Annotated in this window: 13 protein-coding genes; 7 read left to right on the top strand and 6 right to left on the bottom strand. The window is 37.2% G+C overall.

Annotated elements, in window-relative coordinates; translation table 11 throughout:
* Window positions 1-22: 22 nt before the first annotated feature.
* A complete protein-coding gene (locus tag DYR29_RS09555; RefSeq protein ID WP_213280287.1) occupies window positions 23-1,222 on the bottom strand; it encodes a dicarboxylate/amino acid:cation symporter in 1,200 nt (399 codons plus the stop codon).
* Window positions 1,223-1,315: 93 nt separating this feature from the next.
* On the opposite strand from DYR29_RS09555, the gene DYR29_RS09550 reads away from it, so the two are divergent.
* From DYR29_RS09550 to DYR29_RS09540, 3 genes are read left to right on the top strand one after another with little or no spacing between them, the layout of a single operon-like run.
* Window positions 1,316-2,230: a DnaJ C-terminal domain-containing protein gene (locus DYR29_RS09550; RefSeq protein WP_213280286.1), complete on the top strand. Its 915-nt coding sequence runs from the start codon at window positions 1,316-1,318 to the stop codon at window positions 2,228-2,230.
* 3 nt (window positions 2,231-2,233) lie between these two features.
* Window positions 2,234-2,536, top strand: a complete 303-nt coding sequence (locus DYR29_RS09545; RefSeq protein ID WP_213280285.1) for a chaperone modulator CbpM — start codon at window positions 2,234-2,236, stop codon at window positions 2,534-2,536.
* Between the two features lie 36 nt (window positions 2,537-2,572).
* A complete protein-coding gene (locus tag DYR29_RS09540) occupies window positions 2,573-3,100 on the top strand; it encodes a hypothetical protein (protein WP_213280284.1) in 528 nt (175 codons plus the stop codon).
* Window positions 3,101-3,157: 57 nt separating this feature from the next.
* Here DYR29_RS09540 and DYR29_RS09535 read toward each other — a convergent pair whose 3' ends face one another.
* Window positions 3,158-4,156, bottom strand: a complete 999-nt coding sequence (locus DYR29_RS09535; protein WP_047387369.1) for a PLP-dependent cysteine synthase family protein — start codon at window positions 4,154-4,156, stop codon at window positions 3,158-3,160.
* Window positions 4,157-4,281: 125 nt separating this feature from the next.
* The gene (locus DYR29_RS09530) at window positions 4,282-5,511 is read right to left on the bottom strand and encodes an ABC transporter permease (RefSeq protein WP_213280283.1); all 1,230 of its coding nucleotides are present in this window, start codon (window positions 5,509-5,511) and stop codon (window positions 4,282-4,284) included.
* Window positions 5,512-5,515: 4 nt separating this feature from the next.
* Between DYR29_RS09530 and DYR29_RS09525 the strand changes: the two genes are divergently transcribed.
* Complete coding sequence (locus tag DYR29_RS09525) at window positions 5,516-6,712, top strand: exo-beta-N-acetylmuramidase NamZ family protein (RefSeq protein WP_213280282.1); 1,197 nt, start codon at window positions 5,516-5,518, stop codon at window positions 6,710-6,712.
* Here DYR29_RS09525 and DYR29_RS09520 read toward each other — a convergent pair whose 3' ends face one another.
* The 3 genes from DYR29_RS09520 to DYR29_RS09510 are packed head-to-tail and all read right to left on the bottom strand — an operon-like array spanning window position 6,713 to window position 8,745.
* Entirely contained in the window at window positions 6,713-6,919 is a 207-nt protein-coding gene (locus tag DYR29_RS09520) for a hypothetical protein (RefSeq protein WP_047387374.1), read from the bottom strand.
* 4 nt (window positions 6,920-6,923) lie between these two features.
* Window positions 6,924-7,556: a DUF3575 domain-containing protein gene (locus DYR29_RS09515; RefSeq protein ID WP_213280281.1), complete on the bottom strand. Its 633-nt coding sequence runs from the start codon at window positions 7,554-7,556 to the stop codon at window positions 6,924-6,926.
* 13 nt (window positions 7,557-7,569) lie between these two features.
* Entirely contained in the window at window positions 7,570-8,745 is a 1,176-nt protein-coding gene (locus DYR29_RS09510) for a thioredoxin fold domain-containing protein (protein WP_213280280.1), read from the bottom strand.
* Window positions 8,746-9,037: 292 nt separating this feature from the next.
* Between DYR29_RS09510 and DYR29_RS09505 the strand changes: the two genes are divergently transcribed.
* The 3 genes from DYR29_RS09505 to DYR29_RS09495 all read left to right on the top strand — a co-directional run bounded on the left by DYR29_RS09505 (window position 9,038) and on the right by DYR29_RS09495 (window position 16,662).
* Complete coding sequence (locus tag DYR29_RS09505) at window positions 9,038-10,621, top strand: histidine kinase (protein WP_213280279.1); 1,584 nt, start codon at window positions 9,038-9,040, stop codon at window positions 10,619-10,621.
* A gap of 110 nt (window positions 10,622-10,731) precedes the next feature.
* Window positions 10,732-13,323 (top strand): zinc-dependent metalloprotease, encoded by a 2,592-nt coding sequence (locus DYR29_RS09500; protein WP_213280278.1) that lies wholly within the window; start codon window positions 10,732-10,734, stop codon window positions 13,321-13,323.
* A gap of 6 nt (window positions 13,324-13,329) precedes the next feature.
* Window positions 13,330-16,662 carry a SusC/RagA family TonB-linked outer membrane protein gene (locus DYR29_RS09495; protein WP_213280277.1) on the top strand — a complete coding sequence of 1,111 codons (3,333 nt, stop codon included), beginning with the start codon at window positions 13,330-13,332 and terminating at the stop codon, window positions 16,660-16,662.
* Window positions 16,663-16,672: the final 10 nt, after the last annotated feature.

Genomic DNA, 16,672 nt, shown 5'->3' with positions numbered 1-16,672 from the left:
AATAGAAAATAGTTAAATGCAATCAGACTTTCACAAACCGGTTGACAAACATGGCTGCCACTATATCTCCTACAGCATTCAGGACTGTAGCTAAAGGATCTACCAAAGTCCCGATAATCATTACCGCGGGAATAGCTTCCTGAGGCAGTTTGTAAACAGAAATCATCAGCATTTCACCAATATATCCGCCATTAGGAATACCACCAGCCACAATGCTGACAAATACAGTGATTCCCAAAGCCAAAAGCAGGTTGGCAGGATCAAAAAAATCCTTTCCAATGATTAAAAATGCCACATAGATCTTAATGATTGAAGACATTGAAGATCCGTTTTTATGCAGGGTAGTCCCGATAGGAATCACCAGATTGGCAATAGAGTTGGGAATTCCGATCTTGGATGCTGCCTGTAAATTGGCAGGCATGGTGGCAAAACTGCTGCAGGTGCTTATGGCTGTAAGAGTAGGGTAGATTGCGTTGGTCCAGAAACTTTTGACTCCTTTCTGTCCGTTTGCCATAAAAGCATAAATAGAAAAGAAGACCAGAAAGTAAATAACTCCTGCAACATAATACAATCCTAAAGGTTTAGCATAAAATCCAAAAAGCTGGGGACCTAAAGTAGCCACCTGATAGGCAAAGTAAGCACCCAAACCAATAGGAGCCAGTTTCATGACCAATAAAAGTAGTTCTTTCATTACTTCATATCCTGAAGCAATAAAAACCCTGAATGGCTGCCCTTTTTCACCTGTTTTTCTGGCCGCAAATCCTGTCAGAAATGCAAATACCAAAAGAGCAAGCATATTCCTTCTTGAGAATAGCTCAGTGAATTCTCCCACTGTAAAGAAACTTACAATTCTATTGCCCCATGTATCATCATTTGCTGCTTCAGAAATAATTTCAGAACTCCCTGATACTCCTGAAACCGGGAAAAGATAAACTGCACAGATCGTAAAAACTGCTGCCGTGAGAATAAAGAATAAAAAAGTAAGAGACATCACCAGAATGATCTTTCCAAATTTAGACTGTTGCTCCAAAGAAGAAATAGAATTGGACACAGCAAAAAATACCAAAGGAACTACACTCACAAAAAGAAGATTAAGAAAAATATCCCCCAGAGGTTTTATATATTCCACAAAACCGGGAGCAACAATTCCAATGATGCTTCCAATAGTGATTCCTAAAAGTAAAAATATGATTCCGGAGTAGTTTTTCAGTACCTCTTTCATGTGGTGCTTTTTATCAAAGATAGGTTTATTTTTAACATTTTGTTATACAATTTTCAGACCTAAATTTCATAAATTTGGGTAAACCTCATTTCTATGGCTTATATAGATTACTATAAAATTTTAGGCGTAGATAAAAACGCAACACAGGATGATATTAAAAAGGCCTACCGGAAACAGGCCCGGAAACTTCATCCCGATCTGAACCCTGATGATAAGGAAGCAGAAAGACAGTTCAAAGAATTGAATGAAGCCAATGAAGTGCTCAGCAATCCGGAAAACAGATCTAAATACGACAAGTACGGAGAACACTGGAAACACGGCGAAGAATACGAAAAAGCTCAACAGCAACAGCAAAGACAATATCAGCAGCAAAGTTATGGCGGCGGATTCTCCGGTGCTGATTTTGGTGAAGGAGAAGATTTTTCAGATTTCTTCCAGAATATGTTCGGTGGAGCAGGCGGTGGATTTGGTAAAAGTTCAAGAGGAAGGGCTTCCGGAAAATTTAAAGGCCAGGATATAAAAGCAGAATTGAATCTGAATCTGAGAGATGCCGCGAAAACCCATCCACAAACTTTTGATATTAATGGAAAGAAAGTCAGAATCACAATTCCTGCAGGAGTATATGACGGACAGCAGATCAAACTGAAAGGACATGGAAATCCAGGGATAAACGGAGGGCCAAGCGGAGATTTATATATCACCTTCAATATCCCAGCAGATCCGGATTTTGAAAGAATCGGGGATGACCTGAAAACCAAGGTAACAATTGATCTGTATACCGCTGTTTTAGGAGGAGAAGTGAATGTAAATACTCTGGAAGGGAGTGTAAAGCTTAAAGTAAAACCTGAAACCCAAACAGGAATCACCGTAAGATTGAAAGGAAAAGGCTTTCCTGTCTATAAAAAAGAAGGAGAACACGGAGATCTTTTTGTAACCTACGAAGTGAAACTGCCAATCAACCTTACCGAGAAGCAGAAAGAACTTTTTGAACAACTTAAAAATTCCTAAGCTATGAGTGAAAGAATATCACGGGAAGAACTCGTAAGAATCTATAATATAGAAATCACTTTTTTTGATGAGCTTGTAGACTATGGGCTGCTGAATATACAGATTGAAGACAATATCCATTATCTGATGTATGATGATCTGCCCGATCTGGAAAAATTTGCCAACTGGTATTATGATCTCGAAGTCAATCTTCCCGGTCTTGAAGTGATTCACAATATGCTGAAAAAACTGGATGCACTAAACCGCAGAAACAGGGAGCTGATGAATAAACTTTCGGCAATAAGTGATCAATATGAAGATATTTAGTTTAGTTTTGTAGCTTTTTAAAGCAACTCTATAATTATGAATGAAGAAAAGGTGATTACACTAAAACCTGACAGAAAGATTTTTGAAGATATTTATTTTAGCGGTAATCAGGGAAGTCTGCTTTTTTCATCTACAACGAAAAGTAAAACCATTGCCACTATTGTAGCTGCAGTGATTGTTTTCATCGTTTTTCTTTTGAAAGATCAACTGAGCAAAGAAAGTCAGGGGATCTTATATTTTTTGAGTTTTATATTTTTGCTTTGCGCTGTTTTTCTGTCAGTGAGTGTCAATAAAGTTTCGAGATGGAAAAAACAGGTGAATCACTATTTAAATGTTCTGGAAAAGTGTAAAGTATATGAAATAAGATTTGATCAGAATTTTTTCACAGTGAATATTGATGGGGAGAAAGAAACGAGTGAATGGAAAGATTTTGAATATTTTGACAGCAACAATGAATTTATTTCCCTTGAAGGAAAATACAACTATATGTTTCCCAGAAAAGCAATGAGTGAGAAGGAATACAGTTTTCTTAAAAGTAAATTAAAGGAAAACATCAAGCAATAAAAATAAAAAACGGAACAAAATTTTGTTCCGTTTTTTTATGATCTGTAAGGTGGTTTATTACCCTTCTTTATTTTCTTCCAGCCAACCCATTTCTTTCATCCATTCGTCATTGTAGATTTTTCCTACATATCTTGAACCATGGTCATGAAGTAAAACGACGATCACATCATCTTTAGTGAACTGATCTTTCATCTGAATCAAAGAAGCAATAGCACTTCCTGCAGAATATCCACAGAAAATTCCTTCTTCCTTAGCCAGTTTTCTAGCATAGATGGCACCGTCTTTATCTGTAACTTTTTCAAAATGATCAATTACAGACATGTCATAGTTTTCAGGAATAATATCTTCCCCGATACCTTCTGTAATGTAAGTGTAAGCATGATCGTAGTGAAGTTCACCAGTTTCGTGGAATTCTTTCAGAATAGAACCGTAGGTATCCACACCAATTACTTTGATGTTTGGATTCTTCTCTTTGAAGAAAGTTCCGCATCCTGTAATGGTACCTCCTGTTCCGGCTCCTACCACAAAGTGAGTCAGGTTTCCTTCAGTCTGTTCCCAGATCTCAGGAGCTGTAGACTCATAATGAGCCGCTCTGTTGGATAAGTTGTCATATTGGTTAACATACCATCCGTTTTCCGTTTCTTTTGCCAGTCTTTTGGATACTGAGTAATAAGAACGCGGGTCAGTAGGTTTTACGTCAGTAGGGCAGACAATTACCTCAGCTCCTACAGCACGAAGAATATCACACTTTTCTTTTGACTGCTTGGAATTGGTTACAAAAATACATTTGTAGCCTTTGATGATGGCTGCCAGTGCCAATCCCATTCCTGTATTTCCGGAAGTTCCTTCAATGATGGTTCCTCCAGGTTTTAATCTGCCGTCTTTTTCGGCATCTTCTATCATCTTAAGAGCCATTCTGTCCTTTACTGAGTTTCCAGGATTGAAGGTCTCTACTTTTGCTAATACCAATGCCGGGAAATCTTCACCTAATACTTTGTTAAGCTTTACCAGCGGCGTGTTACCTATAGTTTCAAGGATATTTTTTGCGTATTTCATAAATGTTTTATATGCGGCGCAAAGATAAGGCTTTTAAAATTATCTGCGCTGTGGATAACGTGTGGATAAGTTGTGGATAAAGTCAAAAACCCTTGAAAGACAACGAATAACTTTCAATTATCAATTTAGTTATACTTAATAACTTTCACAGGAGAAATCTTGCTGATCAGGTAACTAGGAATAATTAAAGCCAATCCTGAAATAAGAAGAATTCCCAACGAGATCGAAATAATTGCGATAGGATTAAGGTCTACCGGAACTGTACTTACATAATAGTTTTCCGGGTTAAGCTTTATGACTCCAAAGAATTTCTGGATCAAAATAAGTCCCAGTCCGATAGCATTTCCATACAAAAGCCCCGGAATCATAATGATCAGGGTATAATTGATGAAGGTAGCTCTTATCTGTGAATTGCTTGCACCCAATGTTTTAAGAAGACCAATAGAATTTGTTCTTTCAATAATAAGAATAAGAAGAACCATGATGATATTGATAACCACTACAATCAGCATGATGATAATGATCAATGCTATATTCGTGTCAAAAATACTGATCCAGTCCGTGATCTGCGGGAATTTCTCAGTAGCTTTTTCAGCGTAGTTTTTATAGCCGATCAATTTTTCAATGTCAGGAAAATCTTTATCGATATCATTTACATCCTTCAGGAAGATATCTATACCACCAATTTCATCAGGCTTCATATCCTGAATTTTTCTTGCATGATTAATACCGCCAATAACAAATTGTTCGTCAATGAGCTTGATATCAGTTCTGTAAATTCCGATTACTCTGAATTTACGGTAAAGTGGTTTTTGATCAGCTTTTAAAAATACCGTAACAATACTGTCATTTACTTTAAGATGTAGATCATTGGCTACTTTTTGCGAAATAGCAACGTCATTGTTGAAGCCTTTCTCAGTAACTTTCGGCGTAGTACCGGCGATAAGGAATTTTTTAAATCGTAAACTGTCAAAATCTTTTCCGATTCCCTTGAATATAATTCCCGCAAAATTGTGTTCATTACGCATAATTCCGGTAACCGTAACATATTTCTGAATACTTTCCACATCGGGAAGTTCTTTTATTTTTGCAATATTGAGTCCCTGATTATCAAGTACGGAAGTATTATAAGAGGAATTTGAGCGCGTTGATCTTACCGTAATGTGTCCGCTGAAATCTGCCAGCCTCTCTTTAATAGCTTTTTTTGAACCAAAACCGGTGGCTACGGTAATTAAGGAAACAATAATCCCCAATGCTACGGAAAGCCTGCCAATGAAGATGATAACCCTTGAAAGGTTATTTTTGTTATCTTTGGAAAATGCTATTTTTCTAGAGAAATATAAAGGAAATTTCAAGCTTATGAATTTAGATTTCAAAATTAAAAATTTACTTCTGATTTGCCTAATTTTTTTAGGAGTATTCAATCAATATTATTCCCAGACTCAAGTTCAATCGGATTTTAAAACCGGGGCAGACCAGCCTGAAATGTATTTACCACTCTTAAAAAATAAGACGATAGGGGTAGTAACCAACCAGACGGGTTTGATGAGTGACAAAACTCATTTAGTAGATTTTCTGGTAAAAAAAGGAATAAAGATCAAATCGATTTTTGCTCCTGAACATGGTTTCAGAGGAGATGCTGATGCGGGTGCAAAAGTGAAAAATGGTGTAGACATAAAAACAGGGATCCCGATTGTTTCCCTGTATGGAAATAATAAAAAACCAAAGCCTGAGCAGCTGGCCGGAATTGATATTGTTATTTTTGATATCCAGGATGTTGGAGTAAGATTCTATACCTATATTTCCACTCTGTCTTATCTGATGGAAGCAGGTGCTGAAAATAATGTTGAGATCATGGTATTGGATCGTCCCAATCCGCATGACGGATATACTGACGGACCTGTATTGAGAAAAAAATGGGCAAGTTTTGTAGGAATGCATGAAGTTCCTGTAGTTTACGGGCTTACAATAGGAGAGTATGGAAAAATGGTAAATGGAGAAAAATGGCTGAAAAATGGGGTTCAGGCTAAATATACCCTTATTCAGATGAAGAATTATCATAAAAAGCAACGTTACCCGATGCTTGATAAACCTTCTCCGAATTTACCCAATGATAAAGCAATCAATTTATATCCAAGCCTTTGTTTTTTTGAAGGAACTCAGGTTTCTGTAGGAAGAGGAACAGATCTGCCTTTCCAGATTTATGGTTCTCCATGGACGGAAAATCTTCCTTACCAGTTTACACCAAAGCCAAGCTATGGTGCTAAAGATCCATTCCTGAACGGAAAACTGTGTTATGGCGAAAATCTTTCAGAATATCCGAAGGACTTAAGAGAACTCAACCTTGAATGGGTAATCAAAGCGTATCAGAATTATAAAAATCCTCAGCAGGATTTCTTCCTTAAAAATCTTTGGTTTGATACCCTTTCCGGAACTGATAGTTTCAGAAAACAGATCATTGATGGAAAATCAATTCAGGAAATTAAAAATTCCTGGAAAACAGATCTGGAAAGTTTCGAAAAGATCAGAACCCGGTATGTGGTGTATGAAGATTAATTAATCAAAATTTTGGGGCGGATTTTTATCATTTCTGCCCTTATTCAATATAAAGAGCCCGATCGTTAATCCAACAACTCCCGCAAAAGCAGTCATTAAAGCTCTTTGCAATTTATCAGGAAGATCATTTCCGATATAGTTCATTAAAAAAAGGATCACAAAAGTGATCACTAAAATGATAATATGATTTTTTCCGAATAGCTTCATTGTCTTATTTTAATTTATAAGAAATCATTACCCCTCCTCTGTATGGGATGATTTCACCGCTTTTATTGAATTTCTCAGCAGAATCATAACGTCTTCCTGTGGTACGGTCATATCCCTTGTAAAATCCTTGTGATGTTCCTACGGTTCCATAAATATCTAGATTCCATCGTTCAGATAACTGAAATTGATATCCTGCTGTAACCCCCAGCATAACAGAGAATCCTCTTTGATACAGATTAGAGTTGCGGAGAGTTTCTCCATTCCAGTTTTCAAAAGTATCATCATTCCAGTAATTCCATTTTGAAGCATTGTAGGCCGCAAAACCTATGTTGGCTCCTACATACCAGTGCTTGAAAGCTTCATTAAAATAGTATCTTCCTTCTGCAGATACAGAATAAAACTGTAATTCATGTCCTGAGAAAGATTTCCATGGTGAAATGAAAACATCTCCCTGAAGCGTATATTTTGGGCTTATTTGTTTTTCTATTCCCAGGTTTAAAATTCCTATCGGAGCAAATAAAGCATTTCCTTTTATGTATAAACTTTTCTCCTGTCTTCCTTGTTCCTGTTCTTGAGCACGTACTGTGCCTGCTGACAGGAAAGCTAAAATGCCTGCTGCTAATAATTTATATTTCATTCGGTATGTGGTGTTATTTTATTTGCTTTAATAATTCATCTGCAAGTTGAGAATCCTTATTGCCCTGAACTGCTATATTTTTAGACATTTCAGCATAGTTTTTTGCCATCTCCTTATTTCCTGTAAGATTATAGAGTTTGGCAAGAATATAAGTGTTTTCTGAGGTTTCGCTTCTCATGACAGATTTTTCTGCCCATTCTGTAGCTTTTTTTAATGAAGAGGGTGTTTTCACATGATCTGCAAATATCCAGGCAGCTCTTAAAAGTTCATTAGGATCAAATGAATCAGAATTTTTATAATAGTCTAAAGCCGCTTTTTCGTATTCAGGAAAATTACTGTTCTGCTCATAATAGCTCAGTTTAGTCTGGTTCAGTTTTTTAAGAGCAGCTTCTTTTCCTACCAATGGTTCAGCAGTCTTTAAAAAATAATCATCATTGATTTTTTTATTTTTATCATCAATAGACTGTTCTACTACTTTTCCCAATTTCAGCTGAGCATCAAATTCATTGTAGGTTTCTTCAGGAAGAAATTTAATGATTTCTGCTTTTCTGGATGCGAAAACAGTATAATTGGGATCTTCTGACGACTTTACGAAATAGAGCAGAAAGCCGATTTCATCTTTTGTAAGTTCCTCGGTTTTCTTTTTATTCTGAAAATATCTTTCGGAAGCTTTTTTGGCAAAATCATAATCTGAGTTGGCATTCAGCTTCATAATATTGGTCAGGAATTCCGGATCCTTTTCACCACTGGCAAAACGATCTTTAAGAGATCCTTTTTTGTTTCCCGGTGAATTGATATCCTGAGCCATAGCCACAAACATGCTCTCTTCCATATAACCGGTATTTCTCGACACAAGCTCTCCTTCACCGTTCAGGAAAAGATAAGTAGGATAGGAACGTACTCCAAATTTGGAAGCGATGTCTCTGCCTTCTCCTTTTTCCATATCAAATCTTGCATTGATGAAATTGGTATTGTAATAATCACTCACGGATTTCTGGGTGAAAACATTTTTCTCCATCATTTTACATGGTCCACACCAGGAAGCATATGCATCAATGAAAACCAATTTCTTTTCCTTTTTGGCTTTGGCAATAATATCCTTGAATGGCAGCTCCTGAAACTGGATAGCTTCTTGAGCAGAAATAGTGATGGCACAAAAAATAGATATCCCGGAGATGATCTTCTTCATTTTCAAATAAGATTTGTAGGCGAAGATAATTAATTTTAAAAATATAGAGTGCTGAATTAACGGTCTGAATAACGATATTAACTAACTTTAAGACTTAAAGCTTATATAGTTTTTTTGTTTTTAACTTAAAACATTAAGGAATCAATGCACTATGTTACATGTTTTGGTTCCCAAATAAGCTGGCTCATGGTAGTTTTAAAGATAAAAATAATTCACTTTACGGTACTGAAATCTTTGTTATACCTTTGCAAACGAATAATTTATATGTAGGAGAACAACAATTTAGAGAAACTTGGCTATTAATTTTAAACACGCTTTATCCCAAAAATCCATTTACATCGCCGTTCTGTCTGCCTGCCTGATTGCAGTGGCAGCATTTGCTGTTTTGAGTCTTTTGATCACTGAAGACAGCCGTAAAAACACCGATGATTTTGCAAAGAAAACCTTTTTCCGTAAATATGAATCCATAGAACATGAATTCAGAAATATTGAGGATTATCAATACCTGCTTCGAGCTTTGATTCAGAAAGATGGCCTTAAGAATTACAAAGATTATTCTTTGGTTTTAAATGATTTAAACAAAAAAAGAAATCTGTTACCTTACAGCTGGTATTATTACGAAAATACAGCTTCAGGAAAAACAGAAAGTAATAATCCATTATCTGATATTTTCAAAAAGACAGGTCATCAAGAGAAAGCTATTGTCTTAAAAAACAGCGGTCCCGGGCATTTCAGGGATCTTTTGATCACTAAAAAAGACAGTATGTATTGGGTTAGCTATGATTCTCTGGTACTGCCTGATAAAAACAAATTGTATTATGGGTCTACCGTAAGCCTTGATGATCTCCATCAATACTTTATCAATGTAGACAAAAGTTCTAATACATACGCGTATGTCTTTACCAAAGAAGGAATTTGTATTACCCATCCGGAGAAGAAATATATAGGGAAAAATATTTTTGATTTTACAGATATTAAACCTAAAGATACGTTGTCCAACAGAGCTGAAGCCGGATATACCAAAGGAACAGCGGTTTCGGAATATCTTGGAGTTGAGGTAACCCGTTTCATAAAGCCATTAAAAACAGATAATTTTGATGGATATACCGTGGTGAACCATGTTAATTTCATTATTGATGAAAATATCAGCAAGATAAAAACCTACACGGTCTATATTTTTCTCGCAGCTTTATTTCTTATTGTAACTGTTTTCATTTTATTTCAGCGATCTGCAAATCTGGCTTATCAGGAAAAAGAAAAAATACAGTCTGAGAAAAATTTCCTTCTGATAGAAAATGAAAAGATGCATAAAGCAGAAGTGATCAACCAGCTGCAACAGCTTAAGAATAACATCAATCCTCACTTTCTTTTTAATTCTCTGAACTCCCTTTATATGCTGATTGGTATCAATAAAGAAAATGCACAGAAGTTTACTATGAATCTTTCTAAAATTTACAGGTATCTTATAGTACCTCCGAAAGAGAATATAGTTCCGGTTTCACAGGAAATCAAATTTATACAGCAGTATATGGAACTCCTGAAAAGCAGGTTTGATGAAGAAATGAGTTTTGAACTGATCATCAATGCTCCTGCAAGTCTGGAAAAGCGGATTCCTTATTTATCACTGCAGATTGTTACGGAGAATGCAATCAAACATAATATTGCGACCATAGATCAGCCTCTGGAAATTATCATTATTGTTGATGAAGACGGAATTACGGTGAAGAACACCTGGCAACCCAAAACTGAACCGGTACAGGGAGAGAAATTCGGAATTGATTATTTGAATCAAGTTTATGAGTATTTTAAGAATAATCTTCTTCATATTTCTGTAGATGGTGAATATTTCATATGTTTTTTACCATTAATGAAGTAAAATAAAAATCCATTCACTCCCGAAAAATCACCTTTCACTCCCTAATATTATATATATGATTCACGATACCTATAGCTTTGCTGTTGAAACTAAGATATTTACTATTTGGAATGAATCGGACTATTTTAATGAAGAATTACAGGCTGGCACTGTATCTTGGCCTTGCTATGGCTTCACCAATGGCAATAGCACAGAAAAAAGATAAAGATACGGTAAAGGTCAACAAAGAAAAAACGGATAAGACGGAAACTTCTTCCTCCAAGAAAACAAAAAAAATTGAAGATCTGATCAAAAAAGGAACCTATAAAAAAGGACTTTTTAATACGATTCAGGTTAAAACGGATATTTATTTTGAAATTCCTGACAGCTTGATGGGACGTCAGTTTTTGGTGGTGAACAAACTCTCTCAGGTACCCATGCAGGTGAATGAGGCAGGTTTGAACAAAGGAATGAATTATGAAAATAAGGTCATCTCTTTTCACCGTGATCCCGTAGCTAAAAAAGTATGGGTAAAAACGGTAGTTCCTAAAGTATCATCCCCAAAAAATGATGCGATTACAAAATCTGTGAAAGACAACTTTTCAGAATCTGTGATTGAAGTCTTTGATATTGAAGCACAAAATGGTGATTCTACAGCAGTAGCCATTAAAGTCAATAAAGTTTTTGACGGAAATCAAAAGAGCTTCAATGATGTTCTGGCTAATGTAGGATTGGGGGGATCTGTGAAATCAAGTCTTTCTTATATAGAAGGAGTGAAAACTTTCCCTAAGAATCTTGTGGTAAAGTCTCAATTGTCTACTTCTGTAAATGAAGGTGGGGTAGATCTGCCGGTAACCCTTGGTGTTACTACCAATCTGGTACTGCTTTCTAAAATACCGATGAAACCAAGAGTTGCAGATTCAAGAGTAGGATTTTTCTCCGAAAAGCACTGGTCGTTTAATGACAATCAGCAGAAAATGGATGAAAAATTCTTCATTACCAAATGGAACCTTGAACCAAAAGACGAGGATAAAGAAAAATATTTAAGAGGTGAGCTGGTAGAACCTAAGAAACCGATCGTTTATTATATCGATCCGGCTACCCCAAAACAATGGCGTGAGAAAATCATTGCCGGAGTACATGACTGGCAGGCGGCGTTTGAGCAGGCAGGATTCAAAAATGCAGTGATTGCGAAAATGCCGGATGAAAAAGATGAAGATTTTGATATTGATGATGTAAGATATTCTGTAATTACTTACGCCGCTTCGCCAAAGTCAAATGCCATGGGACCCTCTGTGGTAGATCCGAGAAGTGGGGAAATTATCGAGGCCGATATTATCTGGTGGCACAATGTAATGACTTCTCTTCATGACTGGATGAGAATTCAGACAGGACCTATCGACCCGAAAGCGAGAGGGAATAAATTCAGTGATGAACACATGGGTGAGGCAATCCGTTTTGTTTCATCTCATGAGGTAGGACACACTTTTGGACTGAAGCACAATATGGGAGCTTCATTTGCCTTCCCTGTAGAGTCGCTTCGTTCAAAAGAATTTACAGACAAAATGGGTGGTACAGCGCCTTCCATTATGGATTATGCGCGTTACAATTACGTAGCTCAGCCGGAAGATGGGGTTACAGCCATCACTCCGAAAATTGGCCTTTATGACAAATATGCTATAGACTGGGGCTACCGTTGGTATCCTGATGAATTTGTTGAGAAAAAAGCGCTGAGAAACCTAATTGAAAAACATGAGGATGATCCGATGTATTTCTACGGTGAGCAGCAGAGCTACCTGGAAACAATCGATCCGCGTTCGCAGTCTGAAGATTTAGGAGATGATGCTATGAAAGCCAGTGAGTATGGGATGAAAAACCTGAAAGTGGTTATCAACAATCTTTTAAAATGGACGTATGAAGACGGTAAAGAATATACAGATGCCGGAAAACTGTATATGGGAGTTATCGGACAGTGGGATCTGTATACAGGTCATGTGATGGCAAATGTTGGAGGGATTTATCTGAATAATACAGTTTTTGGCAACAAAAAGAAAGCCTACGAAGCTGTTCCTGCTGAAATACAGACAAGAGCTGTTGATTATCTTGTTAAAAATGCAATCAACCTTCCGGAATGGTTATTCTTTAATCCGATTACAGAAAAAACGTATCCGGTAAAAGATTCACCAATGGGACCATTCGAGCAGACACCGTATACCATGGCAAGAGGAATGCAGTATGCGAATATCTATTCCCTTTTTATGGATGACAGATTGTTGAGATTGCTTGAAAATGAGCTGAAACATCAGATGTCAGGTTCAAAAGAAGAGATCTACACCGTTGAGAAATTATTTGATCAGGTAAGAACGGCCATTTTCAGTAAAAAAGGAAGCCTGACAATGCTTGAAAAAATGACTCAGAAAAACTATGTAGATGCCCTGATTGTTTCGGTGAATAAATTATTTGAAAAAACAGCGGTAAAAGGATTGAAAGTCGATGATCATCTGAACATCCCAACCATCTGTAATTTCCATGAAGATGATCACGGTCTTAGGAATATTAATTATTCATCCATGAAAAGAGTATCTGAAGTCACTACTTACAAAAGGGCGGAACTTCAGAAGGTTCTGGACTTACTGAACAGAACAAGATACAGAGGTGATGATGCTTCCAGAGCGCATTACACAGATTTAATCATTCGTATACAAGAGGCTTTAAACAAATAAACGGCAATGAAAAAAACTCTAATACTTTTACCTCTTTTGGCTGCTAATATAGCAATGGCCCAGCAAAAGAAAACCATCACCGGGAAAATAGAAGACGGAAATACTTCTCAGGTTATTACCGGTGCATCTATAAAAATAGAGACTCAGTCTGTCTCTACAAAAACAGAATTAGAAGGAATTATTGAAAGTGTATCAGTAGGTACAGTGACCGATAAGGACGGAAAATTTATATTAGAAATTCCTGCTGATACCAAATCTGTATCAGTAAGCTACCCGGGTTATGAATCCAGAGTCATTCAGTTGAATGAAGGACAGACCAATTATACAATAAGACTGACTTCTGAAGTTACAGACAAAAATAAAATCCAGGAAGTAATCATCACTGGATATCAGAAAATTGAAAAACGTAAGCAGACCTCAGCGGTTTCTACAGTAAAAATGGACAACATCAGCCAGGCTGGTGTTGCCAGTGTAGATCAGATGCTGGCAGGGCAGATTGCGGGTGTGGCAGTAACTCCTGAAACCGGTGCTCCGGGGAGTCCTGCAAAGATCAGAATCAGAGGTACAGCTTCTCTTTCAGGTCCTCAGGATCCGCTATGGGTAATTGACGGTCTTCCGTTAGAAGGAAATGATGTCCCGAACTTTACCGATAAAGACAACATTGACCAGCTTCAGAACTTCTCTATCGCAGGACTGAACCCTAACGATATTGAAGACATTACGATCCTTAAAGATGCGGCAGCAACGGCCATTTATGGGGCAAGAGCAGCCAATGGAGTAATTTCCATCACAACTAAAAAAGGGAAAAAAGGAAGTCTGAAGCTGAACTTCTCAGCAGATACTTTCGTTACCTCACGTCCTGATTTTGATAAACTGAACCTTTTAAATGCATCTGAAAAAGTAGACCTGGAACTGATGCTTGCCAAGCGTGCGGATCTTACTTACCGTACAGATAAAGGGGAAGTGATGAGAATTCTGACTCAGAATAGCCAGCTTGATGCTTTCAGAAACGGTGGTTATGATGCGCTGAATTCATTCACACGTCAACAAATAAATGGTTTAAGAAACAACAATACAGACTGGGGTAAACTGTTATACAGAAATGCCATCAACAAACAATATGGATTAAGTGTTTCCGGAGGAAGTGACCGTGCAGATTACTATTTCTCCCTGGGATACTATGATGAAGAAGGAACAACTATCGGGACAGGTTTTAAACGTTATAACCTGACTTTAAAAAACAACTACAAATTAAGCGATAAGTTAAATGCAGGAATCTCTATTTTCGGAACACAAAGTGAACGTACCTCTTTTGTAACGGATGCTGATGCTTCTATCAACCCTGTTAATTATTCAAGAAACGCCAATCCTTACATGAAGCCTTTCAATGCAGATGGAAGCTACAATTATGATAGAGATATGGATGGTTTTGAAGACCGCTATATTCCTTTCAACTTCCTTGAGGAAAGAGAAAATACAAACTATTCACTGAAAAATAACTCTTTGAAAGCGATTTTAGATTTAGAATATAAAGCTTCAAAAAGTTTAAGATTCACTTCTCAGTTAGGTATTCAGTATGATGCTAATAAAACAGAGAAATTTGCAGCGGAAAATACATACTTCACCAGAAAAATGAAAGAAAATACCCGTTATTATAAAGACGGTAAATACAATTATTTTCTTCCTGCAGGTGCGGTAAAACAAAACTGGGATAATGACTTCTTCCAATACAACTGGAAATTACAGGCGGCATACAGCACAAAGATCAATTCAAAGCATGAAATTGATTTGATGGCCGGAACAGAAATCCGTAAAACAGAAGACAATACTACCATTACCAGAGCTTTCGGATATGATCCAACCACAAGAAGAGCGACGGCAATTGTATTCCCGAATTCAAGTTTTGCAGCCGATAAGCGATATGAGACTTACCGTGAGAACCCGCCAATAGAAAATGCTTATGCTTCTATGTTTGCTACAGCATCCTATACCTACGATCAGAAATATACATTTTTCGGAAGTGTAAGATATGATGGTACGAACCTTTTCGGGGTCAATAAAAAGTATAAATATCTTCCGATCTGGGCTGTTTCAGGATCATGGCTGGTAACGAAGGAAGATTTTATGAAGAATATTTCTGCTGTATCTAACCTTAGACTGAGAGCTTCCTATGGTCTTCAGGGAAATATTGACCGTAACACTTCACCATTCTTCATTGGGGAATATAATGATGCAACAATTCTTCCAGGAATGAAAGAAGGAATCATCAACGTCATCAGCCCGCCAAACGATAAACTGAGATGGGAAAAAACAACCAACACAAACGTTGGTCTTGATTTAGGATTATTCAACAACCGTATTAGCCTTACCGCTGATGTTTACAGCAGAAAAGGAACAGACATGATCAGTATGAAAGAAACTCCTCTTGAAACAGGTTTCGAATATACGATGATGAACTGGGGAAGTTTGACCAATAAAGGTTTTGAACTGGCATTGTCTACAAGAAACATCAATCATGATAATTTCAAGTGGACAACTACCATCAACTTTGCTCATAATAAGAGTACAGTATTGAGCGAGCAGCCTCGTGACAACTCTTTCCTTCCTTCCAGAGAAGGACTTCCGGTAAATGCTGTTTTTGCATTAAAAACCGCAGGAATGGACGAGCACGGAAACCCATTGTTCTGGAAAGGAGACCAAAAAATATCGGCAGTAGAATTCTTTAAGCTATATGATGTATATGCAGATTTCCTTCCCGGACAGCTTGTAGATACAAAACTTTCCAACGCTGAGCTGAGAAGCCTGTTTACTTACGTAGGGGACAGAGATCCGAAGTTTACCGGAGGTATCATCAACACTTTTAAAGTGCATGATTTTGATCTTACCATTTCTACGACATTCAACCTGAAGCAGACCGTGATGAGAACACCTTCTTACCGTGGAATGGAGCTTGACAGAGGAAGAAATTATACAAGAGATATCTACGAAGCAGGAGGTTCGCTTCCGGGAATTACAAGCCCGGATATGGATGCTAATCCTGATGGATGGATGGCCAATAAATGGTTTGCAGGAAACCGTTCAAGTGCATACAATTTACTTGATATATGGGCGAAAGAGATCAGTTACATAAGAATCAGCAGTATCCGTTTAGGATATACACTTCCTAAAGAATTTACAAACCCTATGGGGATTTCCAGTCTGAGACTGAGTGTGGAAGGACGTAACCTGTTTGTATTCAGTAACGGGTACAAAGGATATTTTGATCCGGAAACCTACGGTAATATTTATGCACAGCCTATCACGAAATCAGTGACTGTAGGATTTAATGTTTCTTTTTAAAACTTGAGAA

Origin of the sequence: Chryseobacterium indologenes, assembly GCF_018362995.1 — a bacterium.
GTDB classification, from domain to species: domain Bacteria; phylum Bacteroidota; class Bacteroidia; order Flavobacteriales; family Weeksellaceae; genus Chryseobacterium; species Chryseobacterium indologenes_G.
Note: the sequence above shows the minus strand (reverse complement) of the source record. Positions and strands in the feature narration are given on the sequence as shown.